Origin of the sequence: Streptomyces sp. NPDC002779 (assembly GCF_042888685.1) — a bacterium.
GTDB lineage: Bacteria > Actinomycetota > Actinomycetes > Streptomycetales > Streptomycetaceae > Streptomyces.
The window spans coordinates 93,873-117,445 of the sequence record NZ_JBIAQC010000013.1 but is presented as its reverse complement, the minus strand read 5'-3'; the positions used below and the strand labels follow the sequence as shown (position 1 = coordinate 117,445).

Sequence of the window (23,573 nt, the reverse complement as noted above, 5' to 3'; positions counted from 1 at the left end):
GGAGGGAAACCTGATGGGCGGCTGACACCTGCCCGATCTAAGGTGCGGCCATGACCTCGCAGCCCTATCTCTCCGAACTGTTCTCCCTCGACGGCCACGTCGCCCTGGTGACCGGCGGCAGCTCCGGCATCGGGCGGGCCATCGCCGGTGCCCTCGCCCGCGCCGGGGCGAGTGTCGTGGTCCTCGCCCGCAAGGAGGCGGAACTGACCGCGACGGTCGAGGAGTTGACCGGTGACGGCTGCCGAGCCGGCTGGGTGAGCGCCGATCTGGGCACGCGTACGGGCGTGCGGGCGGGGGCCGAGGAGGCGGCCGGGGTGTTCGGGGAGCCCGACATCCTGGTGAACTGCGCCGGGATCAATCTGCGGCCCCCCATGACCGAGCTGGACGAGGACGTCTGGGACACCACGATGGCCGTGAACCTGGAGGCGCCCTTCCTGCTGGGGCAGCGGTTCGGGCCGGGGATGGCCGAGCGCGGCTTCGGGCGGATCATCCACGTCACCTCGCAGCAGGCGCACCGGGCGTTCGTGCAGAGCGGCGCCTACGGCGTCTCCAAGGGGGCGCTGGAGTCGCTGGCCCGGTCACAGGCGGAGGCCTGGTCGCCGTACGGCGTCACCTGCAACACGCTGGTGCCGGGGTTCGTGATGACACCGCTGAACCGGCGGCTGTCCTCCGACCCGGAGAAGGTGGCGGCGCTGGCCGCCCGCACGATGATCGGACGCAACGGCCTGGCCGAGGACTTCGCGGGGGCGGCGGTGTTCCTCGCGAGCCGCGCCTCCGCCTATGTCACCGGCCAGGCCCTGTTCGTCGACGGCGGTCTCTCCGTCCACTGACCGGTCAGGCGCCGACGTACTCCGCCAGGTGCCGGCCGGTGAGGGTGGAGCGCTCGGCGACCAGGTCGGCGGGGGTGCCCTCGAAGACGATCCTGCCGCCGTCGTGGCCGGCGCCGGGGCCCAGGTCGATGATCCAGTCGGCGTGGGCCATGACGGCCTGGTGGTGCTCGATGACGATGACGGACTTGCCGGAGTCCACGAGCCGGTCCAGCAGCCCGAGCAGCTGCTCGACGTCGGCGAGGTGGAGGCCGGTGGTCGGTTCGTCAAGGACGTAGATGCCGCCCTTGTCGGCCATGTGCGTGGCCAGCTTCAGCCGCTGCCGCTCGCCGCCGGACAGCGTGGTCAGCGGCTGGCCGAGGGTGAGGTAGCCGAGGCCGACGTCGGCGAGGCGGCTGAGGATGGCGTGCGCGGCCGGGGTGCGCGCGTCGCCGGAGCCGAAGAACTCCTCCGCCTCGGTCACCGACATCCCGAGCACCTCGCTGATGTCGCGGCCGCCGAGGTGGTACTCCAGCACCGCGGCCTGGAACCGCTTGCCCTCGCATTCCTCGCAGGGCGTGGCGACGCTCTGCATGATGGCCAGGTCGGTGTAGATGACGCCGGCGCCGTTGCAGGTGGGGCAGGCGCCCTCGGAGTTGGCGCTGAACAGGGCCGGCTTCACGCCGTTGGCCTTGGCGAAGGCCTTGCGGATCGGGTCGAGCAGTCCGGTGTACGTCGCCGGGTTGCTGCGCCGCGAGCCGCGGATCGGGCTCTGGTCGACCGAGACCACGCCCTCGGCGGCCGGGACGGATCCGTGGATCAGCGAACTCTTGCCGGAGCCCGCGACGCCGGTGACGACGGTCAGTACCCCGAGCGGGACGTCGACGTCCACGTTCCGCAGGTTGTTGGCGCTCGCGCCGCGGATCTCCAGGGCGCCGGTGGACTTGCGGACCGTGTCCTTCAGGGCGGCCCGGTCGTCGAGGTGGCGGCCGGTGACGGTGCCGGAGGCGCGCAGGCCGTCGAGGGTGCCGGCGAAGCAGATGGTGCCGCCGGCCGTACCGGCGCCGGGGCCGAGGTCGACGACGTGGTCGGCGATCGCGATGGCCTCGGGCTTGTGCTCCACGACGAGCACGGTGTTGCCCTTGTCCCGCAGCCTGAGCAGCAGGTTGTTCATCCGCTGGATGTCATGGGGGTGCAGGCCGATGGTGGGCTCGTCGAAGACGTAGGTGACGTCGGTGAGCGCGGAGCCGAGGTGACGGATCATCTTGACGCGCTGGGCCTCGCCGCCGGACAGGGTGCCGGCCGGCCGGTCGAGGGCGAGGTAGCCGAGGCCGATCTCCACGAAGGAGTCCAGGGTCTGCTGGAGTGCGGTGAGCAGCGGTGCCACCGACGGCTCCTCGATGCCGCGGACCCACTCGGCGAGGTCGCGGATCTCCATCGCGCAGGCGTCGGCGATGCTGATCTTCTTGATCTTCGAGGACCGGGCGCCCTCGCTGAGCCGGCTGCCGTCGCACTCGGGGCAGACGGTGAAGGTGACGGCGCGCTCCACGAAGGCCCGGATGTGCGGCTGCATCGCCTCCTTGTCCTTGGACAGGAAGGACTTCTGGATCTTCGGGATGAGACCTTCGTAGGTGAGGTTGACGCCGTTGACCTTCACCTTGGTGGGCTCGCCGTAGAGGAAGGCGTGCATCTCCTTCTTGGTGAACCGGCGGATCGGCTTGTCCGGGTCGAGGAAGCCGGACTGGGCGTAGAGGCCGACGGTCCAGACGTTGTCCGACTTCCAGCCGGGGATGGTGAAGGCGCCCTCGGAGATCGATTTGGAGTCGTCGTAGAGCTGGGTGAGGTCGATGTCGGAGACCTTGCCGCGGCCCTCGCAGCGGGTGCACATGCCGCCGGTGCGCTCGAAGGTCGCCTTCTCGGCCTTGGTCTTGTCGCCGCGCTGCACGGTGATCGCGCCGCTCGCCTTCACCGAGGCCGTGTTGAAGGAGTACGCGCTGGGCGGGCCGATGTGCGGCTTGCCCAGGCGGCTGAAGAGGATGCGCAGCAAGGCGTTGGCGTCGGTGGCGGTGCCGACGGTGGAGCGCGGGTCGGCGCCCATGCGCTGCTGGTCGACGCTGATCACGGTGGTCAGACCGTCGAGCACATCGACCTCGGGGCGGGCGAGGTTCGCCATGAAGCCCTGCACGAAGGCGGGGTAGGTCTCGTTGATCAGCCGCTGCGACTCGGCGGCGATCGTGTCGAACACCAGGGAGCTTTTGCCTGAGCCGGACACGCCGGTGAAGACCGTCAGCCGGCGCTTGGGCAGCTCGATGCTGACGTCCTTGAGGTTGTTCTCGCGGGCCCCGTGCACGCGGATCATGTCGTGGCTGTCGGCGATGTGCGGCGCAGGCGACTGCGTGTCTTTTCTGGTGGCCCTGGTCATCGTCTCTCCGTCTTCTGGGTCGCCTGGCCGGATCTGACCGGCTTCGACCAGTACGTCAGGTGCTACGCGATCGCCGCGGGAAGCGGTGCCGGATCAGCGCTCGGCCGATCCCGATCAACCCTCCACGCTAGCCGCGGCGCCGGGCGGGCGCTTCTCCATTTCTGACCGACCGGTTCCGTCACGGGGGCACGGGCCGCTCGAAGAAGGTCTCCAGGACGACGGTGGCGTGGGTGCCGCTCACGCCGTCGATCGCGTAGATACGGCGCAGCACGTCCTGGAGCCCCTCGGTGGTGGCGGTCCTGATCTTGACCAGGACCGAGGCGCTGCCCGCGATGACATGCGCCTCCTGGATCTCCGGGATGGCGGCGAACCGGTCACCGGAGTCGCCCACCCACCGCGTGGAGTCCACCATCACGAAGGCGAGCACGCCCTTTCCCACCGCCGCCGGATCGACCTCGACGGCGGTCCGCCGGATGACGCCCCGCTCGCGCAGCTTGCGGACGCGTTCATGGGTCGCGCCCGCGGACAGTCCGACGGCCTGTCCCAGCGCGGCGTACGACTGTGCGGCGTCCTGCTGGAGGAGGACCAGCAACTGCCGATCGACGTCGTCCACCGATTCTCCTTCTGGGTTTTGCTTGATCTACCGAATGTCATTCTGCATAGTCTTGGTTCTGCACACCAGTGTTCGACGATACGTAAGGGCGGCGACATGGCCAGCGAGCGACCGCAGTTGTACGAGATCCTCGATGAGCGCTTCCGCACGGGCCGCTGCCACGCGGGCGATTCCAAGCTGGAGACCCTGTACGAGGGCTGCCGCTGGGCCGAGGGCCCGGTGTACGTCCCGGCCGGCCGGTACCTGCTGTGGAGCGACATCCCCAACGACCGGCTGCTGCGCTGGGACGAGACCACCGGCACGGTCGGCGTCTTCCGCTCCCCGGCCGGTCACCCCAACGGCAACACCCTGGACGGCGAGGGCCGGCTGATCACCTGCGAGCAGGGCAACCGCCGGGTCACCCGCACCGAGCACGACGGGTCGGTCACCGTGCTCGCCGACCGCTTCCGGGGCAAGCGGTTCAACAGCCCGAACGACGCCGCCGTACGCTCCGACGGCTCGATCTGGTTCTCCGACCCCGACTTCGGGATCACCAGCGACTACGAGGGCAATCGCGCCGAGAGCGAGATCGGCGCCTGCAACGTCTACCGGCTGGACCCCGCCACCGGCGAGGTACGGCTGGTCGCCGACGGGTTCGCCGGGCCGAACGGTCTGGTGTTCTCGCTGGACGAGCGGCAACTGTTCGTCTCGGACAGCCGGGCCAACCACATCCGCGTCTTCGACGTCCGCGACGACGGCACCCTCTCCGACGGGAACGTCTTCGCCGAGTGCAAGACCGGCAACTTCGACAACATCCGCTTCGACGACGGCGGCCGGCTCTGGGCCGCGGCGATGGACGGCGGGGTGCACTGCTACGACCCGGACGGCACCCTCCTCGGCCGCCTGCTGATCCCCGATGTCGTCGCCAACATCCGCTTCGGCGGCGCCCGGCGCAACCGCCTGTTCATCGCCGCCGACACCGCCCTGTACTCCCTCGTCATGGGGGTCACCGGCGCCCCCGCACTGCCGACCGCCCTCCGGAAGGACCAGCCGTGACCGAGCAGCAGGACATCGCCGGGGACCTCCAGGTGCCCGCGGACTTCGACGCGACGCGGGAGATCGAGCGCCGGGTCGCCTTCCTCGCCGACCGGTTGACCTCCACGGGCCTGCGCGCGCTGGTGCTCGGCATCAGCGGCGGCGTCGACTCCACTACCGCGGGCCGGCTGTGTCAGCTCGCGGTGGAGCGGGTCCGCGCGACCGGACGGGACGCGGCCTTCTTCGCGATGCGTCTGCCGTACGGCGTCCAGGCCGACGAGGAGGACGCGCGCCGTGCGCTGGAGTTCATCCGGCCCGACCGGCTGCTGACGGTCGATGTGCGGCCCGCGAGCGACGCCTTGATGGAGGCGCTGTCGGCCGGCGGCACCGTCTTCCCCGACGCGCACGGCCAGGACTTCGCGCTCGGCAACATCAAGGCCCGGCAGCGCATGATCGCCCAGTACGCGGTGGCCGGTGCGCACGGCGGCCTGGTCGTCGGCACCGACCACGCCGCCGAGGCGGTCTCCGGGTTCTTCACCAAGTTCGGCGACGGCGCGGCGGACGTGGTCCCGCTCACCGGTCTCACCAAGCGGTGGGTGCGGGCCGTGGCGGAAGCGCTGGGCGCACCCGCGGAGTTGGTCCGCAAGACCCCGACCGCCGACCTGGAGACCCTCGCCCCCGGCCGGCCGGACGAGGAAGCCCTCGGTGTCACCTACGACGACATCGACGACTTCCTCGAAGGCAAACCGGTCGACGAGGCGGCGCACGCCACCATCGTCCGCCGCTACCATCTCACCGCGCACAAACGGCAGTTGCCGATCGCGCCCTGACTACACGGGTAGCGTCAGCAGCACCAGGCCGGCCGCCAGCACCACCAACCCGCCCCAGGACAGCGCCGGAAGCCGCTCGCCGAGGACCGCTACCGCCATGACGGCCGCCACGGCGGGCTCGCCCAGCGTCAGCGAGGTGGCCACCGACGCGGAGGTGCGGCGCAGGCCGTACCCGAACATGCGGTACGCCAAGTAGACGGTGAACAAGGCGAGATACCCGGCCACTGCCGCACCCCGCGCGGTGCCGAGCCAGTGCATGTCGACGCAGAGCAGCAGCGGCACCACGAGCAGCCCGGCGGCGCCGAACAGCACGCCCATGACCGCGTCCGACGAGTGCCCGCGCCTGATCAGCCCACCGCCGATCAGCGCGTACACGGCGTAGGACAGTCCACCCGCCGCGGCGAGCAGGACACCGGTGGGATCGACCGGCGTGCCGTGTCCGCTGAGCCCGGGACCCATCACCAGGAGGGTGCAGCCCAGGACGGTGGCCACGGTGGCGCCGCTCCAGCGCGCGGTCGGCCGGGCCTGTCCGGTGATCCAGGCGAGCAGCCCGGCGAAGACCGGGGCACTGCCCAACGCGATCACCGTGGCGACGGCCACGCCGGTGCGGGCCACCGCCGGGTAGAACGCCACCGGGTATCCGGCCACCGCCAGCGCGCCGAGGACGAGCAGCAGGCGCTCGCGGCGGGTGCAGGCGGCCGGCAGGGTGCGGGCGGCGGGAGAGGTGAGGAACAGCAGGAGCCCGCCGAGGGTGAGTCCGGCGCAGCCGATGGCCGCCGCCGGGGCACCGGCCGGTGCCAGGGAACTCACCGTGCCGGTCGTGCCCCACAGCACGGTCGAGGCGAGGATCGGCGCGGGCCCGCCGAGGAGACGGGAACGGGAGGTGCGCGGGGCCGAGGCGGCCGGGCGCACGGAGGTCAGGGGAGAAGTACGGTTCGGCACTGTCGTGAGCTTCCGTCGTCGAATGCGTCTGGGACTCGATCCGAAACGGGCGCACGACACAGACCCCTGACCGCCCAGAGGGCCGGTCGGGGCCGGGAATCACACCGGGATGTCCGCGCCCGTCAGGCGCAGAGCGGCGGCAGAACGACGTGCCAGTAGGAGTTCACCCGATGATCGTACACAGCCAGGTGGCTCTCACTGATGATCAAGCAGAATCGACGACACCCTGCTCACCCGGGTCCTGGCAGCCCCAGTCACTTCAGCCACCGGTTTCAGCGGCGTACGGGGCAGCGCAAATGCGCGGCGGGTGGGTCCCTGAGGGAGCCCACCCGCCGCGCATTTGCGCACCGTCAGTCGGTGCCGAACTCCATGGCCGCGCTGTCGAGCAGCTCGTCGCTGTCGGGGCCCTTGCCGCCGGACGCGATGGCCTCGGCGCCGCCCTCGGTCAGCGCGCCGATCAGGCTGGTCGGCCCGGTGGCCTCGACCGACGCCGACCGGGGGCCGCCGACCATGCCGAGACCGGCGTACAGCTCCAGCTTCGTGCGCGAGTCGGCGATGTCGAGGTTGCGCATCGTGAGCTGGCCGATCCGGTCCACCGGACCGAACGCCGCGTCCTCGGTGCGCTCCATGGACAGCTTGTCCGGGTGGTAGCTGAACATCGGGCCCGTGGTGTCGAGGATCGAGTAGTCCTCGCCGCGCCGCAGCCGCAGCGTCACCTCGCCGGTGACGGCCTGGCCGACCCAGCGCTGCAGCGACTCGCGGATCATCAGCGCCTGCGGATCCAGCCAGCGGCCCTCGTACATCAGCCGGCCGAGGCGACGGCCCTCGTTGTGGTACTGGGCGAGGGTGTCCTCGTTGTGGATGGCGTTCACGAGCCGCTCGTACGCCGCGTGCAGCAGGGCCATGCCGGGCGCCTCGTAGATGCCGCGGCTCTTGGCCTCGATGATCCGGTTCTCGATCTGGTCCGACATGCCGAGACCGTGCCGGCCGCCGATGGCGTTGGCCTCCATCACGAGGTCGACGGCGGAGGCGAACTCCTTGCCGTTGACGGTGACCGGGCGGCCCTGCTCGAAGCCGATCGTCACGTCCTCGGTGGCGATCTCCACCGCGGGGTCCCAGAACCGCACGCCCATGATCGGCTGCACGGTCTCCAGGCTGGTGTCCAGGTGCTCCAGGGTCTTGGCCTCGTGCGTGGCACCCCAGATGTTGGCGTCCGTGGAGTACGCCTTCTCCGTCGAGTCCCGGTAGGGAAGGTCGTGGGCGGCCAGCCACTCCGACATCTCCTTGCGGCCGCCCAGCTCGGTCACGAAGTCCGCGTCGAGCCAGGGCTTGTAGATCCGCAGGTGGGGGTTGGCGAGCAGGCCGTAGCGGTAGAACCGCTCGATGTCGTTGCCCTTGAAGGTCGAGCCGTCGCCCCAGATCTGGACGTCGTCCTCGAGCATCGCCCGGACCAGCAGGGTGCCGGTGACGGCACGGCCGAGGGGCGTGGTGTTGAAGTACGCCCGTCCGCCCGAGCGGATGTGGAACGCACCGCAGGTCAGTGCGGCCAGGCCCTCCTCGACCAGCGCCGCGCGGCAGTCGACCAGGCGCGCGATCTCGGCGCCGTAGGTCTTCGCGCGACCGGGCACCGACGCGATGTCGGGCTCGTCGTACTGGCCGATGTCGGCGGTGTACGTGCAGGGCACGGCACCCTTGTCGCGCATCCAGGCGACCGCCACGGAGGTGTCGAGGCCCCCGGAGAAGGCGATCCCGACGCGCGAGCCGACGGGGAGGGAGGTAAGCACTTTGGACATAGCAGAAGTATGCACGACAACGCATGAACATGCAACGCATGGTGCTGGGGAACGGCGAGGGGAACCGGCAGGCCGGGGCGGACAGCGAAGGCGAAGGCGCAGACGTCGCCGGACCCGGGCCCCAACGACCTTGCCCGTAAAGCCCATTGACTCGCAGCTTCCTCGGAATTCACCGCGAACCCTGCCCTAGATCATTGTTACGGTGCACCGGTGTCTGACTCTTCACGCGATACCGCCGAAGGCGCCGGCTGGGGAACCGCGGAACGCGGCGCGTACCAGCGGCTGATGCCCACCGACGTCCGCAAGATCTCCTGGCTGGACCCGAGGATGCTGTGGGCGGCCCGCAACGGCGTGCTGGCCTCCTGGTTCGGGGATCCGACGGGCCGGACCCGCAGCCGTTGGGTGGCCCAGCGGGCCGCGGCCGGAGCACCGGCCGACAAAGTGATCGGACGAACGGACCCCGACCGCTTCTCCTTCCTGGTCATCGGGGACACCGGCGAGGGTGACGACCCCCAATACGCGGTCGTGCCGGGGATGTTGCAGGCGGGTCGGGACACCAGCTTCGCGGTGCTGGCCAGTGACGTGATCTACCCGGCGGGCAGCGCGGACGACTACGGCGCGAAGTTCTTCCGTCCGTACCAGGACTACCGGGCGCCGATCTACGCGATACCCGGCAACCACGACTGGTACGAGGACCTGGGCGCCTTCATGCGCGTTTTCTGCGGCGACGCCCCGCCGCTCGCGCCCGAGCCGAGACCGCGTGCGCTGACCAGGGCCTGGCTGCGGTCGTTGCTGTGGCACCGGCCGAGCCGGACGGACGGCCAACACCTCGACGAGGCCCGTAAGTTGCGCTCGGAGCCGGCCCAGCAGGCGGTCCAGCCGGGCCCGTACTGGGCCGTCGACGCGGGACCGATCCGGATCATAGGCATCGACACCGGGCTGCTGGGCACCCTCGACGCCGAACAGGGCGACTGGCTGCGCGAGGTCTCCCGCGACCCCCGCCCGAAGATCCTGATCACCGGCTCGCCGCTGTACGTCGACGGCGAGTACCACCCCTGCGCGATCGAGGGCGGCGGCACGGTGGACGACCTCGTCCGCGACCCGGCGCATCGCTATGTCGCGGCGATAGGCGGCGACATCCACAACTACCAGCGCTATCCGGTGCGGGTCGAGGGACGGACGATCCAGTACGTCGTCTCGGGCGGCGGAGGCGCGTTCATGCACGCCACGCACACCATCCCCCGGGTCGACGTGGCGAACGTGACCGAACAGGACTTCCGCTGCTACCCGCTGCGCGGTGACTCCCTCGCCTTCTACAGCAGGCTCTACGGCCGCCGGCTGCGGCTGCGCCGCTTCTTCACGCTGACCGAGGCCGAGGCCGCGGCGGTGGTCGCGGAGCGTCTGGGCATCCCGCTCACCCGCACCCGGGCGGGGACGCCGCACATCACACGGCGCACCCGCCTGGTGGCCTCCCTGCTGGGCGCGGGCCGCCGCCCCGACCGCACCGCCCGCTTCCGGCTCCCCGTGCGCAAGATCTACACGTCGCTGTTCTCACCAAGCTCGGCGACGTACAGTCCGCCGTTCTTCAAGTGCTTCCTGCGGGTGGACGTCTCGCCCGAGTCCATCCGGCTGCGCTGTTACGCGGCGACCGGCAACCGGGCGCAGGAGATCGACCCGCCGGTGGAGGACGAGGTGACGATCCCGCTGGGGTGAGCCGGGTCCCGTGCGCCCGCGCGAGGGCGCTACCTCTGCTCGACGTCCTTGACGAACACGATCCCGTCCATGCCCGCGAGCCGGGCCGGGTCCAGCGGGGAGTAGCCGAACCACGGGGAGACACGTGAGGTGAGGTTCAGGCCGGCCAGTCGGCGGGCGTCCAGGACGCAGTGGTTCTCCGGGAGGGAGTACAGGAGTCCTTCGACCGTGTCCGGGGGCGGGGTGTTCACCCCCCGGTGCCCGATCGTGCCGAGGGCCGTGACCAGGAAGGCGTACTCGTCGCCCAGGTGCGCGTCCAGGAGCGCCCCCGCGCTCCACCACTCCACCCGCAGGTCGCCCAGGTGCATGACGCTCTTGTGGCGCTGCAGATGGCCGTTGTGGGCGAAGAGCAGGGCCGGACCCCGGTCGGCGACGGCGTGGAGGTTGTCGGCCATCATCCGGGCCCGCAGGCCGACCAGGCGCGTCATGCGGGCCGGTGAGGTGTCGGCCATCCAGTGGTGGTAGCGCAGCAGGCCGGTCGCGGTGCGGCCGTACAGGCGCGCCCGGTCCCAGTCGTCCCATGACGTCGCCGCGATCAGGTGGGGGGTCTCCGTGTCGAGCAGCGCCGCCAGGTCGTCGGCCAGCAGGCGCAGCTCACCGGCCTCGGCCGACCGGCCCACGGACCGGGTGGGGTCCATCATCGCCGCGGGTTCGGTCCAGCGGTCGTCGGTGCCGAGCAGGCGGTCGAGCGTGTCCGCCGTGCAGGGCAGCAGGTCCGCGTCCAGGTGCGCCGCGAGGTAGCCGTGGAGTGCGGTGAGGGCCTGCCGAGGGCTTGCCGCGCCGGTGATCTCCAGCGGGCCGTCGAAACCGGCGAACCGGAGGTGTTCGGACGCGGGCCGGCCGGCGTTGTGGGCCCGCATCCAGCTCACCAGGTCGCGGTTGGCCGCGGACGCGCCGAATCCGTGGCTGAATCCGCGCGCCATGACGTCGTCCAGGGTGCCCGTGCCGGAGGTGACGTAGTCGTCCACCACCAGGCCCGTCAGACAATCGCTCTCGATCGCGATCGTCCGGTAGCCCTCCCGCTCGACGAGCTGCCGGAAGAGCTCGTTGCGCAGGTCGAGCAGGGCGTCCTCGCCATGGGTGGGCTCGCCCAGGGCGAGCAGGCGGGGGCGGTGCGGGAGCAGCTTCATGACCGCGGCAGCGTCGACGGCATGCGCGGCGTCCTCGATGTCAGTCGCCATGCCCTCAACGCTATCGTTGAAGCTTCGGTGGAGACTTTTGCGCGATATCGGCAGGGGCATGGGGAAAAAGCTTCAAACCGGGGAACGGCTCAGGCCCGTCGATCTGGCCCGCGGGCACGGTCTGTCCACGCAGGCGGTCAGGAACTACGAGGAGGCCGGAATCCTCCCGCCCGCGGCCCGTACACCCCACGGGTACCGCACCTATACGCCCGTGCACGCGGCGGCCCTGCGCGCCTTCGTGGCGCTGGTGCCCGGCCACGGCCACCGGACGGCGACGGAGATCATGCGGGCGGTGAACGAGGGCGCGGTGAACGAGGGCGCGGCCGAGGAGGCGTTCCGCCTCATCGACGAGAGTCACGCCCAGCTCCTCGAAGACCGCCGCACCCTGCACGCCGTCGAGCGCGCCCTGCGCGACCTGGAGCCCACGACAGCGGCCGAGTCCGGCGGCACCTTCATCGGCCCCCTGGCCGGGAAGCTCGGTATCCGGCCCGCCACCCTGCGCACCTGGGAGCGCGCCGGACTGGTGCACCCGGGCCGCGATCCCCGGACCGGATACCGCGTCTACGACGAAGCCGCCGTACGGGACGCCCGGCTCGTCCACCAACTCCGCCGCGGCGGTTACCTACTGGAGCAGATCGCCCCGCTGATCACCCAGGTGCGGGCGGTCGGCGGTCCGGAACCGCTGGAGGCGGCCCTGCGGGACTGGCGCGGCCGGCTGTCCGCCCGCGCACGAGCGATGCTGACCGGCGCGGCCGAGCTGGAGGCATACCTGCGCGAGCGCGGCTGACGCTTCGGTCGCTCCCCTCGGGACAGAAGGAAACCCCAGGCCAATGGCCTGGGGTCGGTTCGGTGCGATACGGCCGTCGGACGGCTCAGATCAGTTCGAGCTGCCGTTCCGGCTGCCGCGTCGGCACGGTCTTGGCGTCCCAGGGTCCGACGGTGCGGACATAGCCGTAGATCACGGAGGCCATCGCCAGCAGGAGCAGCGGCCCGTACAGCCACGGATGCCTCGCCATCTCCAGCGGCAGCCAGCGATACGACAGCAGGAGCGCGGCGAACACCGTCGCGCCGTAGGCGACGAACCGGATCCCCGAGCGGTCCCAGCCCCGGTCGAAGGTGCGCAGTGCCGCCTCGATGGTGAGCGTGAAGACCACGCCGGCGATGAGGTCGGCGCCGTAGTGGTAGCCGAACCCCAGGGTCGCGGCGAGCGTGGCGACGAGCCAAAACGTTCCTGCCCAGCGCAGGGTCCTCGGGCCCTTGCGGGAATGGATGAAGATGGCCAGTGCCCATGCCGTGTGCAGGCTGGGCATGCAGTTCCGGGGGGTGACGCCGTCGAACGGCATGTGCTGCGGAGGGCTGATCGGAGGCAGCGTCTGGGGCCAGATATTGGTGACCGCCCACTGCACGCTGGGCGTCGATTCCGGCGCCCACAGGCTGACCGCCGCCCATTGTTCGGTGCCGGTGCCGTAGGCGAAGAGCGGTCCGACCACCGGGTAGATCATGTAGAAGGCCGGTCCGACGAGGCCGATCACCAGAAAGGTGCGCACCAGGTGGTGGCGGGGAAAGCACCGGTCCGCCGCCACGCCGCGGAGTTGATACAGCGCGACGACGACCGCGGCCACCGGGAGCTGGCCGTAGACGAAGTCGAGGATGTTGAACCCGACGGGGCCGCTCGCCTCGACGACCCGCCCCACCAGCCAGGACGGGTTGCCGAGCGCCTGGTCGGCGGTCGCCACGTACTGGTCGAGCACCGACGGCCGGGTCTGCGAGGTGATGAACAGCCAGGTGTCGCCGGTCTTACGGCCGGCCATCAGCAGCAGGGCCAGTCCGACGCCCTTCAGCAGCAGGAGGCGTTCCCGGCCGGTGCGGCGCGTGACGGCGATGACCGCGCAGCCCAGGATCACCCACAGCGCGCCATTTCCGAAGGGGTGCCCTTCGGTGATCTTGATGTCGAACGTCCAACGGACCAGCAGAAAGGCGAGGTCGACAGCGATCGCGGCGCCGACCGCGAGGAAGCGTTGCCGCCAGGTGAGGACCACCATCATCAACGCCATCGAGGCGTACAGCAGGCCACCCGATTTGGGGGCGAAGAGCACCTCTCGCGCCTGGTTGGTGATCGGTCCCGGCAGGCCGTAATGGCGCGAGGCGAATTCCAGCGCGATGAGGAAGGCGAGGGCCACGACGCCCGTCGCGGCCCAGAGTCCCGTCCGTGGTCGACGCCACACGGACGGTGTGGCCCCGCCGCTTATTCGCGGAGGTATGAGTGCTGGTCTGTTGCTCAATTTTCGGCCGATTTGTTAGGTGTTGGGAATCCCTGGAATCGCTGATCAGGGCCGCCGATCATACAAACAACGGCCCACCCCTCACCAGCGCCCTGCCTCACTCCCCACGATCGGCTCCGATTCCTTCCCGTCCACCCCCACCGGCACCTCACCGGCCAGCATCACCCGGTGCATGATCCGGGGGTGACCGAGGTGGGCGTTGTCGCTCGGGGCCAGATGGATCGTGGCGCGGTTGTCCCAGAAGGCCACGCTGCCCGGTTCCCAGCGGAAGCGGACCGTGTACTCGGGGCGGACGGCCTGGTCCAGGAGCAGGTCCAGCAAAGCCTGGCTCTCGGGCCGGGAGAGACCGGCGATCTGCTCCACGTAGTAGCCGTTGACGCACAGGATCCGCTCCCCCGTCTCCGGGTGGACCCGTACCAGCGGGTGGAGCGTCGCCACCTGGTGGTCGAGCAGGTGGCGGACGTAGGCGTCGTCACCGGGGCGGGGCTGGTAGCCGACGCCCAGGCGGTGTTCCGCCCTCAGCCCCAACACGAACTCCCGCATCGGGGCCGACAGTCCGGCGTACGCCGCCGCGAGGTTCGACCAGGTCGTGTCGCCGCCGTACGGCGGAACCGTCTCCGCGCGCAGGATCGTCGCCGCGGGCGGGTCGACGCGGGCGCCGTGGTCGCAGTGCCAGCCGCGCAGCAAGGTGTGCCGGCGGCGGCGCAGCCACTCGTCGTGGTCCATGCCGAAACGGCCGCCCAGTTCCAGCCGGTCCGCGGTCGTCTCCACCTCCGGGAAGTCCGGCGGCGACGCCTTCCCGCGGCGCGGCAGCACGACCGGGGAGCCGAAGCGGCGGGCGAACGCCACATGTCCGGCGTGGTCGAGCCTCTGGTCCCGGAAGAACACCACCTTCCAGCGCAGCACCGCCGCCCGGATCGCGGCGACCACCGCGTCGTCGGGGCCGGCCGCCAGGTCCACGCCCGTGATCTCCGCGCCGATGTGCCCGGCGACCGGTCTCACCTCGATCCCCGCGGCCCGCTCCGTTTCTTCCGCGGTGGCCCTGTCCCTCGTCATGCGCGCTCCGTCGGTCGTCGGCACCGGCTCCGGTCCCCGCCGGTTCCCCGCAAGATCGTGACAGCAAACGGCACGCCTGACGAGGACTGCGTCTCCTGCGTGGTGCTTCAGGAGCGGGCGAGCCGGGCGGATCCGCGGGTTCCGCCCCCAACTGCGCGCCGATGCCTCTATGTTCACGGCGAAGTCGACGCTGTCCGATCTCGGCCGGGAGGCCCTTATGCGCTTCGCGCTCCGCTCCGCCGTCACCGCGGCGGTGGCCGCCGCCACCTTCTTCGTGGGCGGTGCCGGTACCGCCCAGGCCACTCCCCCGGGGCCAGGAGTCACCGGCCGGGTCATCAGCCAGAAGACGGTCGGCGGCACCGTCTACATCCTGCGGGAGATCACCATTCCGCCCGGTCAGGGCACCGGATGGCACTACCACGACGGTCCGCTGTACGCCTTCGTCCAGGAGGGCACGCTGAGTCATTTCGACTCGTCCTGCGCCTCCGACGGGGTCTATCCGCAGGGGAGCTTCATCGAGGAGCCGGCCGGTCCGGGCAACGTGCACATCGGGCGCAACCTCGGTGACACGGCCATAGTCCTCGATGTGCTGTACGTCCTGCCGCACGGGGCGCCGTTCTCGCAGGACGCCCCGAACCCGGGCTGCCCCTTCCAGTGATCCGCGTCAGCCGTTCCGGCCGCGCAGCGCCTGCAGGGCCCGGTCGGCGTGGGTGTTCATGCGCAGTTCGCTGCGCACCACTTCCAGCACCTTGCGGTCCTGCCCTATGACGAAGGTGGTCCGCTTGGTCGGCGCCATCGAGAAACCGCGCTTCACGCCGAACCGGTCACGGACCGTGCCGTCGGTGTCGGAGAGCAGCAGCATGCCCAGCGTGTGCCGCTCGGCGAACTCCTGCTGGCGCTCCACGGGATCACCGCTGACGCCGACGGGCCGGGCGCCGACGGCGGCGAACTCGGTGGCCAGGTCGCGGAAGTGGCAGGCCTGCGCGGTGCAGCCGGGGGTCAGGGCGGCGGGGTAGAAGAAGAGCACCACCGGCCCCTCGGTGAGGAGTTCGGACAGCTTGCGGGTGGTGCCGGTCTCGTCGGGGAGGGCGAAGTCCTCGACCGTGTCCCCGATCTCCACGCGTGCGCTCACTGGTGACCCCTCCGTCGTCCGGGCTCGGTCGGCCGTCTGCCGCGTGATGTTACCGGAGCGTAGAGCGGTGGGTTCCGGTCATGCGGGGGTCGGGCGCCGCACGGCTCGAGGCGATGGCGCCGCGGCAGGGGTGACATAGCCGGGCTTCCCCAGCTGCTGCACGGTACGCGTGACGCAGGAGGCGTCCACCCCGAGGCGGGCCGCCGCTGTCGGCGATCTGCCGCGGCAGCGCCACGGCGGCGCGGTCCAACGGTACGTCTGCGAGCGCCATCAGGCGTTCGTTGCGCGCCTGTGTACCCCGGGGCGGCTCACATCCCGCAGTAGCCGGCGTCCGCCACATGTGACCAGACCCGTGGCGGCGTCCGGCCGGTCGGAGCGGTCCGGCGCGGTCCCCTCGGCCACCGCGGTCCGCCGCTCGGACTGCTCCAGCAACGGAAGCCTACGCAACGACGGCGTCCCGCCGTTCAGGCGAAACCCGGGGTCCGGGGGCGTGCCGGGCCGCCGGGCCGTCGAGAACTCCCCCGTGAACCTGCCGCTGATCCCCCCGATGCTCGCCACGCCCGGCACCCTCCCGTCCGCCGCGCAGGACGCGCGCTGGGCGTACGAGACCAAGCAGGACGGCCAGCGGGTGGTGGTCTACCTCACCGGCGACGGCGGCTTCGTCCTGCGGGCCCGGTCCGGGGAGGAGGTCACGGCCGCCTACCCCGAGCTGCGCCCACTGGGCGGGGCGCTCGGCAGCACGCCCGCCGTGCTGGACGGGGAGGTGATGGCCCTCGACGAGCGGGGGCGCGCCGACTTCCAGCTGCTCCAGTCGCGGATGGGGCTCGCCCACGCCCCGGCACGGGCCGCGCGCCGGGCCGCCCAGGCGCCCGTGCACCTGGTGCTGTTCGACGTGATGCACCTGGCCGGACGGCCCCTGGTCCGGCTCCCCTATGCCGAGCGCCGCGAGCGGCTGGAAGGGCTCGGGCTCGACGGGCCGCACTGGTCGACGCCCGCGGCCCTCGTCGGCCACGGCGAGGAGGCGCTGCGGGCCACCCGGGAGCACGGTCTGGAGGGGCTGGTCTGCAAGCGGCTGGACTCCGTGTACGAGCCCGGGGTTCGCTCCCGGGCCTGGATCAAGATCCGCAACATGCACAGCGAGGACGTCGTGGTGGGCGGCTGGCTGCCCGGCAAGGGACGGCTCACGGGCCTGCCGGGGGCACTGCTGGTGGGCCAGCGGGCCGGCGGGCGGCTGCGGTACGTCGGCGGGGTGGGCACCGGCTGGAGCCGGCGGGAGCGGGACGAGCTCGCCGGGCTGCTGGCGGCCGCCGCGACGGACGTATGCCCCTTCGATCCCGTGCCCGCGGCGCCCGGTGCGCGCTGGGTGGTGCCGCAGCTGGTCGGGGAGGTGCGGTTCAGCACCCGCACCCGGGCCGGGATGCTGCGGCAGCCGTCGTGGCTGCGGCTGCGGCCTGATCTCACGCCGGAGGAGTCCTCGGCGGACCTGCCCGACCCACCGCCATGATCCAAATATTGGGGTGCCCGTAACCGCTCGGACGCCCACCTCCTCTTGGCGCGGACATGAAAAGTCGGGAAGCTGAACTCCCCCTTCCCCACAGCCGTTGGGCTGCGCCCGCATCATGAGGAGGACGCAGTGTCGTCATCGTCGTCGAAGAAGCACCGCAGGAGATGGCTCACCGGTCTCGCCGGTGCCGCCGCCCTCGTCATCGCCTTCCCCTCCGTCGCCTTCGCGGCCCCGCCGTCGGCGCTGCCCGCCAACGCCGAGTCCGCGGAGTTCACCTACCAGCCGGCCTTCGACTACGACACGGACGGCTGCTATTCCACCCCCGCGATCGGCCCCGACGGGACCGTCAACGGCGGCCTCAACCCCACCGGTGCCCTCAACGGCAACTGCCGGGACGCCTCCGACCTGGACAACACCAACAGCTACTCGCGCTACAAGTGCAACAACGGCTGGTGCGCCTACCTGTACGGCCTGTACTTCGAGAAGGACCAGGCCCTCGCGGGCAGCAGCATCGGCGGGCACCGGCACGACTGGGAGCACGTCGTCATCTGGGTGCAGAGCGGCGCCGTGAAGTACGTCTCGACGTCCAACCACGGCTCTTTCACCGTGAGTTCGGCCTCCTCCGTCCGCTTCGAGGGCACCCACGCGAAGATCGTGTACCACAAGGACGGCATCAGCACCCACTGCTTCCGCCTGGCCAACGCCAACGACGAGCCGCCGGAGAACCACAAGCGCACGTGGCAGTACCCGCCGCTGGTCGGCTGGCACGGCTACCCCTCGGGCGTGCGCGACAAGCTGGTCGCGTACAACTTCGGCAGCGCCAACTTCGGCCTGAAGGACGCCTCCTTCGGCAACCACCTCTCCTCCGCGAAGCCGTCGGGGATCACCTTCGACCCGTACGCGTGACGCCGTAGGGCCCGGGGCGTAGGACCAGCGCCGCCTCCCGCCTCCGCCCCGGGCCCGATCCGTTGGCTCCGGCCGCTGTCTAGCGTGATCGCCATGGACGCCACCGACACGAGCGGACAGCTCGAAGAAGCCCTGGAACGCCTGCACTCCGCCGGTCCGGAACGCGAGGGCTGGCTCAGCAACCACGCACCCATGGTCGTCGAGGCCCTCGCCGCGCACGGACACGCGGGCGCGGTGCACCGCTGGGTGGACCTGTACCAGGACCGCCTCGAGGACTTCCCCGACCGCCTGGCCCCCGTCACGGACGACAACTGGCGTACGGCGCTGGGCGATCCGCGGCGGATCGCGGACTGGACCGACCACTTCTCCCGCACCCTCGCCGACCGCCCCTGGCGGGACGTCCTCGCCGAGTGGTGGCCGCGGCTGCTGCCCGGGATGTACGGCGGCGCCACGCATGTCGTCATCCGGGCCGGCCACGCCGTACGCGCCCTCGAAGCCGGTGAGAGCGCGCCGAGGCTCGCCGAACTCGCCCACGCGCTGGGCTACTGGGCAGCCCGGCACCAGCCCGTGACCGGCTTCGCCGTACTGCCGGGCGCGCCCACCGCCGGGGCGTCCCTGGACGCCGTGCCCCCGATCGGCGAGGGCGCCCTGGGATTCCGCAACCGCCTGGCCGCCGTGCGCCGGCTGCCCGCGTGGGCGGAGGACGTGACCGACCCGGACGTCGCGCGCGACCGGCTCACCGAACTCGTCCGCGCCACGACCCACCGCTACGCCACCCACGGCCACGGCGAGCCGACCATGCTCGTGCACGCGGCCACCGCCCCCAACGCGGTTCTGCGCACGCTCGATTCGCTGCCGCGCGAGCTGTGGGCGCCCAGCCTGCACGCGGCCTGGACCGCGTCCGCCGTCGTCACCGCGATCTACACCCCCGACGAGCCGGTGGCCTACGAGCCGCCCGTCCGGCTCACCGCCGGGGAGGTCATGGAGCGGGCCCTCGCCCACGGCGACGAGCACGTCATCAAGCTCACCGACACGGCCCTGGACGTCGGTGACGACCTCGCGCTCGCCGCGGCCCAGCGGGCGATCGAACTCAGCCCGCCCCTGGTCTCCTGACCAGGACCTCACCCAACTCGGTCCGCCCGTACAGGACATACGGCCCCGCACGCCGCGAGGTCAGCAGGCCCGCTTCCCGCAGGACCGACAGATGCGCCGAGACGGTCGACGGCGCGAGGCCGTGCCGGGCGGCGAGTTCGGTGGTCGAGGCGGGGGCGGCCAGACCGGTGAGGAGCGCGGCGCGGTGGTGTCCGAGGAGCCGGGCCAGGGCCTGTGCGGGGCTCGGCGGGCCGCTGTCGTGCAGGCGGCCCATCCCCCGCGCCGGGTAGATGACGGTGGGCTGCCAGGGACGGGCGAAACCGCTGACGACATCCGGCCACACGAACACACTCGGCATCAGCAGCACACCCCGGCCATCGGCGCGTTGGGCGTCGGCGACCTCGCCGTACATGCGCAGGGTCAGGGTGTGTCCCGCCCAGCCGATGCCGGGGTGCAGGCCGGTGAGCAGCGCGTCGAGGCCGCCGTCCGCCGCCTGCCGGGAGCGGTGGGCGACGTCGCCCTCCAGGACGGCACGGTGACGTGGCCAGTCCGGGGCGAGCAGGGCGTGCCAGGCCCGCTCGGTGAGGTCGGCGAGGCGCCGGACGGTGGCGGCGGGATCGGCGAGCGCCGCGCGCCCCTCGGACGACGCGGCGAGTCCCGGCGTACCGGCGAGGGAGCGGGCCATCTCGGCGTGGGCGAGCGCCGGGTCGGTGGCGCGCATCCGCGCCAGTTCGTCCTCGATCGAGGGGTACGGCTTGTCCGGGGGCGGGCCGAGGAAGTCGGGGGTGTAGCCGCCCGCGGGCGGGATGAACAGCCACAGCGGGGACAGGTCGAGCCCGGCGACGGTACGGCGGACGCGGCGCAGCCAGCCGCGGTGGTAGCCGTGCCGGGCGGGGCGGCGCAGCAGCCGTAGCGCCTCGTGGGTCTGGCACAGCGGCGAGATCGCGAACCGGCAGCGCGTCAGGTCCTCGGTGCCCAGGTCCAGGGTCAGGGGCAAGGCGGTCTCCGTGGGTGATTCGGCCCAGGACGAAAGAGTAGAGGTGCCCCGCCGGGCCCAGCACCCTGACCCCGATGACCGACTACCGATCAACAGCCGCCGAGCACACCGCCGTCGGGCCCGCCTGGCGCCGGGGCGCCGTCGTCGCGGCGCTGATGCTGGCCGCGTTCACCTTCAACACCACCGAGAACCTCCCCGTCGGCCTGCTCCCGCTCATGGCGGACGACCTCGGTGTCTCCCTCCCGGCCGTGGGCGTCCTGGTCACCGGGTACGCGCTCACCGTGGTCGTGGTGTCGCTGCCCCTCGCCCACGTCACCCGCGCGATCCCCCGCCGCCATCTGCTGACCCTGCTGCTCGGCCTGCTCGCCGCCGCGAGCTGGGTCTCGGCGCTCGACGCCGTCTCCTACGGCCCGTTGCTCGCCGCCCGCGCGACGACGGCGCTCGCGCAGGCGCTGTACTGGTCGGTGACGGGCCCGGTCGCGGTCGGCCTGTACCCGCCCGAGCGGCGGGGCCGGATCATCGGGCTGCTGTCGGTCGGGGGCTCGCTGGCCACGGTGCTCGGCGTGCCGGCCGGCACCTGGCTCGGCGGGCAGGCCGACTGGCGGACCCCGTTCGCGGTGCTCGGCGCGCTCGCGCTGGTGTCGCTGGTCGCGGTGGCCGTCCTGCTGCCGACGTCCCGCCCCCAGGAGAGCCACTCGGCCTACGGAGTCGCCCCGGACCGACGGCGCTTCCTGATCGTCGTCACCACCACCGCCCTGTCGGTGACGGGCGTGTTCACCGCGTTCACCTACGTCGTCGTCTTCCTCGACGAGGTCGGCGGCTTCGGCGAGGCCGCGGTCGGCGCCGTGCTGCTGGCGTTCGGGGCGGCGGGACTGGCCGGGGTCACGGTGACCGGGCCGCTCCTGGACCGCTTCCCGCGCGCCACCCTCGCCGTACCGGTCACGACCCAGACCGTCGCCCTGCTCGGCCTGTACGCGGCGGGGGACGGCCAAGTGGCGGCCGTGGCCCTGCTGATGCTGCTGGGGGCGTCCGTCGGCCCGGCGTTCATGGCCTCGCAGAGCCAGGTGCTCCACGTGGCCCCGGGCCGCACCGAGTCGGCCCTCGCCGCCAACTCGGTCGCCTTCAACGCGGGCGTGGCCGCCGGCGCCCTCCTCGGCGGCGGCCTGCTCACGGCCGTCGGCGTGCGCGGGACCTTTCTCGCCGGAGGTCTGCTCACGGCCGGGGCGCTCGCCGTGCTCGCACGGGACCGCACAGCGCGGTGAGGCGGGTGGAGCGTGGGCGCTCGCGGCCCTGACCGTGCGCCTGTTGCGGCCGACGCCGGTCCCGGGCGACGGGAATCGAGCGGTAGCGCACGGCCGTTGTGATCGGAAGGTCTATCGTGTCGGCATGTCCGTCCCCGAACTGATCCGCATCGTCTCCCGCGACTCGCCCATGGCGCTCGCCCAAGTGGAGCGTGTCCGCGCCGAGTTGACGGCCCTGCATCCCGGGGTGCGGACCGAGGTCGTGCCGGTGCGGACGACCGGCGACAAGTGGCTGGGCGACCTGTCGAAGGTCGACGGCAAGGGGGCGTTCACCAAGGAGGTGGACGCCGCCCTGCTGGCCGGTGAGGCCGATCTCGCGGTGCACTGCGTCAAGGACGTGCCCGCCGACCGGCCGCTCCCCGCGGGCACCGTCTTCGCCGCCTTCCTCGAACGGGACGACATCCGCGACGCGCTGATCCATCCGGACGGTCTCACCCTGGACGAACTGTCGGACGGCACCCGCATCGGCACCTCCTCGGTGCGCCGGATCGCCCAGCTCGCCGCGACCCACCCGCATCTGCGGTGCGTGCCCTTCCGGGGCAACGCCAACCGGCGGCTGGAGAAGCTGCGGGCCGGCGAGGTGGACGCGCTGCTGCTCGCGGTGTCCGGTCTGGAGCGGATCGGCCGGCGGGACGTGATCAGCGAGGTCCTCTCCCCCGAGACGATGATGCCGCCGATCGGCGCGGGCATCCTCGCCCTGCAGTGCCGGGAGGGCGACGACGGGCTCATCGACGCCGTCAGCGGCCTCGGCGATCCGGACACCCACCGGGAGGCCACCGCCGAGCGGATGTTCCTGCATGTCCTGCAGGGGCACTGCAACAGTCCGATCGCCGGGTACGCGCGCGTGGATCACGGCGGGGAACTGTCCCTGCGGGCGTGCGTGTTCACCCCGGACGGCAAGACCCGGCTCAACGCCCACGAGTGGGCGGGGCGGCTGGATCCGGCCACGTTGGGCACCTCGGTCGCCGTGGCGCTGCTGCGTCAGGGCGCGCGGGAAATCATCGACGGCATCCCGCACTGAGCTTCGGCACCGCGTCAGGCGGTGCCCTCTTCGGCCTGGTCGCGCAGGAAGTTGCTCACCTGGTGGGCGAGGCACTCGCGCCCGGCTCCGGCGTGCGCCGAGCCCTCGTGCAGGCCGATGCCGCCCGCCCACAGGCGGCGCTCGGTCCACTCCTCCTCGACCCGCAGCTGGATCTGCACGTCGATCTGGCTCAGGCTCGCCTCGGGACCGGCCGCGTACAGCACGGCGGTGGCCCGGCGCAGCGGGTAGACGTCGAAGCCCTCGATGAACTGGGAATTGCGCCAGTCGATGAAGGCGCTCTCCCCCTCGGACCCGATCCGGACGTCGATCTGGCCGTCCTCCAGGTGGATGCCGTAGTGCCGCTCACCGCGGTTCTCGACCGTCACGCGCAGGCTGAAGTAGGTCAGCCCTTCGGCGGCGTCGTCACGTCCCCGCGGAGGCTCGTTCTGCTCCAGACGGTGGACGCGGACACGCAGACCGGCATGCTCGTCGTACTCCTGCCAGTCCCCGACCACGTTCGGCTCGCACACACTGCACCTCTTCGACCTCAGAGAGCTGCTTCCTATCTGTGTGCTCAGCGCACTGTCAAATGAGCGGAATGGGCTCTGGCCAGCGCATTCACCCGCTTTGATCGCTGATCAAGCGCTGCGCAGGCACAATCGGCCGGCCGGCCCGGCGGGCGGGTGCGCCAGCGTGCCGCACATCACGTCCGCCGTCTCGATCTGTGGGCGTCCTCACACACCGAGTTCGACCAGTGTCGAAATATGCAGCAAATTCTCCTAAACCGGGGCAATTGTTTCAGGAGCGCCTTGTCGGGGAATTCTTACCGAAGTGCTTCGGACAGGAGGCACGTCCGTGGGAGCCCGGTTTCGGTTCCTGGATGTGCTCCGTGTGCTTCGACGCCGCGCCTCCCACGGTGACTGTCCCAT

General features: G+C 71.6%; 21 protein-coding genes and 1 pseudogene. 11 read left to right on the top strand and 11 right to left on the bottom strand.

The features are described 5' to 3' along the window. Nucleotides 1-50: 50 nt before the first annotated feature. Nucleotides 51-830, top strand: a complete 780-nt coding sequence (locus ACFYW5_RS30340; RefSeq protein ID WP_389420302.1) for an SDR family NAD(P)-dependent oxidoreductase — start codon at nucleotides 51-53, stop codon at nucleotides 828-830. Between the two features lie 4 nt (nucleotides 831-834). Here ACFYW5_RS30340 and ACFYW5_RS30335 read toward each other — a convergent pair whose 3' ends face one another. Next, nucleotides 835-3,228: an ATP-binding cassette domain-containing protein gene (locus ACFYW5_RS30335; RefSeq protein WP_389420301.1), complete on the bottom strand. Its 2,394-nt coding sequence runs from the start codon at nucleotides 3,226-3,228 to the stop codon at nucleotides 835-837. A 178-nt stretch (nucleotides 3,229-3,406) separates the two neighbouring features. Continuing rightward, nucleotides 3,407-3,841, bottom strand: coding sequence for an Lrp/AsnC family transcriptional regulator (locus ACFYW5_RS30330; RefSeq protein ID WP_389420300.1), 435 nt, complete (start codon nucleotides 3,839-3,841; stop codon nucleotides 3,407-3,409). A gap of 96 nt (nucleotides 3,842-3,937) precedes the next feature. Here ACFYW5_RS30330 and ACFYW5_RS30325 point away from each other — a divergent pair, with 96 nt between their 5' ends. Together ACFYW5_RS30325 and nadE are read left to right on the top strand one after the other, a co-directional pair. After that, complete coding sequence (locus ACFYW5_RS30325; RefSeq protein ID WP_389420299.1) at nucleotides 3,938-4,876, top strand: SMP-30/gluconolactonase/LRE family protein; 939 nt, start codon at nucleotides 3,938-3,940, stop codon at nucleotides 4,874-4,876. Further along, complete coding sequence (gene nadE / locus ACFYW5_RS30320) at nucleotides 4,873-5,685, top strand: ammonia-dependent NAD(+) synthetase (protein ID WP_389420298.1); 813 nt, start codon at nucleotides 4,873-4,875, stop codon at nucleotides 5,683-5,685. The genes ACFYW5_RS30325 and nadE overlap by 4 nt, the downstream gene beginning before the upstream one ends. Here nadE and ACFYW5_RS30315 read toward each other — a convergent pair whose 3' ends face one another. Next, complete coding sequence (locus tag ACFYW5_RS30315; RefSeq protein WP_389420297.1) at nucleotides 5,686-6,627, bottom strand: DMT family transporter; 942 nt, start codon at nucleotides 6,625-6,627, stop codon at nucleotides 5,686-5,688. A gap of 350 nt (nucleotides 6,628-6,977) precedes the next feature. Beyond that, nucleotides 6,978-8,420 (bottom strand): argininosuccinate synthase, encoded by a 1,443-nt coding sequence (gene argG, locus ACFYW5_RS30310; RefSeq protein WP_389420296.1) that lies wholly within the window; start codon nucleotides 8,418-8,420, stop codon nucleotides 6,978-6,980. A gap of 210 nt (nucleotides 8,421-8,630) precedes the next feature. Here argG and ACFYW5_RS30305 point away from each other — a divergent pair, with 210 nt between their 5' ends. Further along, nucleotides 8,631-10,133 carry a metallophosphoesterase family protein gene (locus ACFYW5_RS30305; protein ID WP_389420295.1) on the top strand — a complete coding sequence of 501 codons (1,503 nt, stop codon included), beginning with the start codon at nucleotides 8,631-8,633 and terminating at the stop codon, nucleotides 10,131-10,133. Between the two features lie 29 nt (nucleotides 10,134-10,162). Here ACFYW5_RS30305 and ACFYW5_RS30300 read toward each other — a convergent pair whose 3' ends face one another. Continuing rightward, a complete protein-coding gene (locus ACFYW5_RS30300; protein WP_389420294.1) occupies nucleotides 10,163-11,353 on the bottom strand; it encodes an erythromycin esterase family protein in 1,191 nt (396 codons plus the stop codon). A gap of 58 nt (nucleotides 11,354-11,411) precedes the next feature. Between ACFYW5_RS30300 and ACFYW5_RS30295 the strand changes: the two genes are divergently transcribed. Next, a complete protein-coding gene (locus ACFYW5_RS30295) occupies nucleotides 11,412-12,140 on the top strand; it encodes a TioE family transcriptional regulator (protein WP_389420293.1) in 729 nt (242 codons plus the stop codon). Nucleotides 12,141-12,225: 85 nt separating this feature from the next. Here the strand turns inward: ACFYW5_RS30295 and ACFYW5_RS30290 are convergent, their stop codons facing one another. Both ACFYW5_RS30290 and ACFYW5_RS30285 read right to left on the bottom strand, forming a co-directional pair. Continuing rightward, nucleotides 12,226-13,578, bottom strand: a complete 1,353-nt coding sequence (locus ACFYW5_RS30290; RefSeq protein WP_389420292.1) for a phosphatase PAP2 family protein — start codon at nucleotides 13,576-13,578, stop codon at nucleotides 12,226-12,228. Between the two features lie 138 nt (nucleotides 13,579-13,716). After that, nucleotides 13,717-14,691: a TauD/TfdA dioxygenase family protein gene (locus tag ACFYW5_RS30285; protein WP_389420291.1), complete on the bottom strand. Its 975-nt coding sequence runs from the start codon at nucleotides 14,689-14,691 to the stop codon at nucleotides 13,717-13,719. A 217-nt stretch (nucleotides 14,692-14,908) separates the two neighbouring features. Here ACFYW5_RS30285 and ACFYW5_RS30280 point away from each other — a divergent pair, with 217 nt between their 5' ends. Beyond that, nucleotides 14,909-15,349, top strand: a complete 441-nt coding sequence (locus ACFYW5_RS30280) for a cupin domain-containing protein (RefSeq protein ID WP_389420347.1) — start codon at nucleotides 14,909-14,911, stop codon at nucleotides 15,347-15,349. 6 nt (nucleotides 15,350-15,355) lie between these two features. Here the strand turns inward: ACFYW5_RS30280 and ACFYW5_RS30275 are convergent, their stop codons facing one another. Continuing rightward, a complete protein-coding gene (locus ACFYW5_RS30275) occupies nucleotides 15,356-15,823 on the bottom strand; it encodes a peroxiredoxin (RefSeq protein WP_389420290.1) in 468 nt (155 codons plus the stop codon). Between the two features lie 93 nt (nucleotides 15,824-15,916). Further along, nucleotides 15,917-16,163, bottom strand: a pseudogene (locus tag ACFYW5_RS30270) (hypothetical protein); the annotation flags it as partial. A gap of 183 nt (nucleotides 16,164-16,346) precedes the next feature. Here ACFYW5_RS30270 and ACFYW5_RS30265 point away from each other — a divergent pair. From ACFYW5_RS30265 to ACFYW5_RS30255, 3 genes are all read left to right on the top strand, one after another. After that, nucleotides 16,347-17,327, top strand: coding sequence for an ATP-dependent DNA ligase (locus ACFYW5_RS30265; protein WP_389420289.1), 981 nt, complete (start codon nucleotides 16,347-16,349; stop codon nucleotides 17,325-17,327). Nucleotides 17,328-17,456: 129 nt separating this feature from the next. Beyond that, a complete protein-coding gene (locus ACFYW5_RS30260; protein ID WP_389420288.1) occupies nucleotides 17,457-18,233 on the top strand; it encodes an NPP1 family protein in 777 nt (258 codons plus the stop codon). A gap of 93 nt (nucleotides 18,234-18,326) precedes the next feature. Continuing rightward, nucleotides 18,327-19,346 (top strand): questin oxidase family protein, encoded by a 1,020-nt coding sequence (locus tag ACFYW5_RS30255; RefSeq protein ID WP_389420287.1) that lies wholly within the window; start codon nucleotides 18,327-18,329, stop codon nucleotides 19,344-19,346. On the opposite strand, the gene ACFYW5_RS30250 is transcribed toward ACFYW5_RS30255, so the two are convergent. Further along, entirely contained in the window at nucleotides 19,324-20,322 is a 999-nt protein-coding gene (locus ACFYW5_RS30250) for a DUF5937 family protein (RefSeq protein WP_389420286.1), read from the bottom strand. The genes ACFYW5_RS30255 and ACFYW5_RS30250 overlap by 23 nt on opposite strands. Nucleotides 20,323-20,396: 74 nt before the next feature. Between ACFYW5_RS30250 and ACFYW5_RS30245 the strand changes: the two genes are divergently transcribed. Together ACFYW5_RS30245 and hemC are read left to right on the top strand one after the other, a co-directional pair. After that, a complete protein-coding gene (locus tag ACFYW5_RS30245) occupies nucleotides 20,397-21,584 on the top strand; it encodes an MFS transporter (RefSeq protein WP_389420285.1) in 1,188 nt (395 codons plus the stop codon). Nucleotides 21,585-21,708: 124 nt separating this feature from the next. Beyond that, on the top strand, nucleotides 21,709-22,644 hold the full coding sequence (gene hemC, locus ACFYW5_RS30240) for a hydroxymethylbilane synthase (RefSeq protein ID WP_389420284.1): 936 nt from the start codon (nucleotides 21,709-21,711) through the stop codon (nucleotides 22,642-22,644). A gap of 14 nt (nucleotides 22,645-22,658) precedes the next feature. Here the strand turns inward: hemC and ACFYW5_RS30235 are convergent, their stop codons facing one another. Continuing rightward, a complete protein-coding gene (locus tag ACFYW5_RS30235; protein WP_389420283.1) occupies nucleotides 22,659-23,174 on the bottom strand; it encodes a hypothetical protein in 516 nt (171 codons plus the stop codon). Nucleotides 23,175-23,573: the final 399 nt, after the last annotated feature.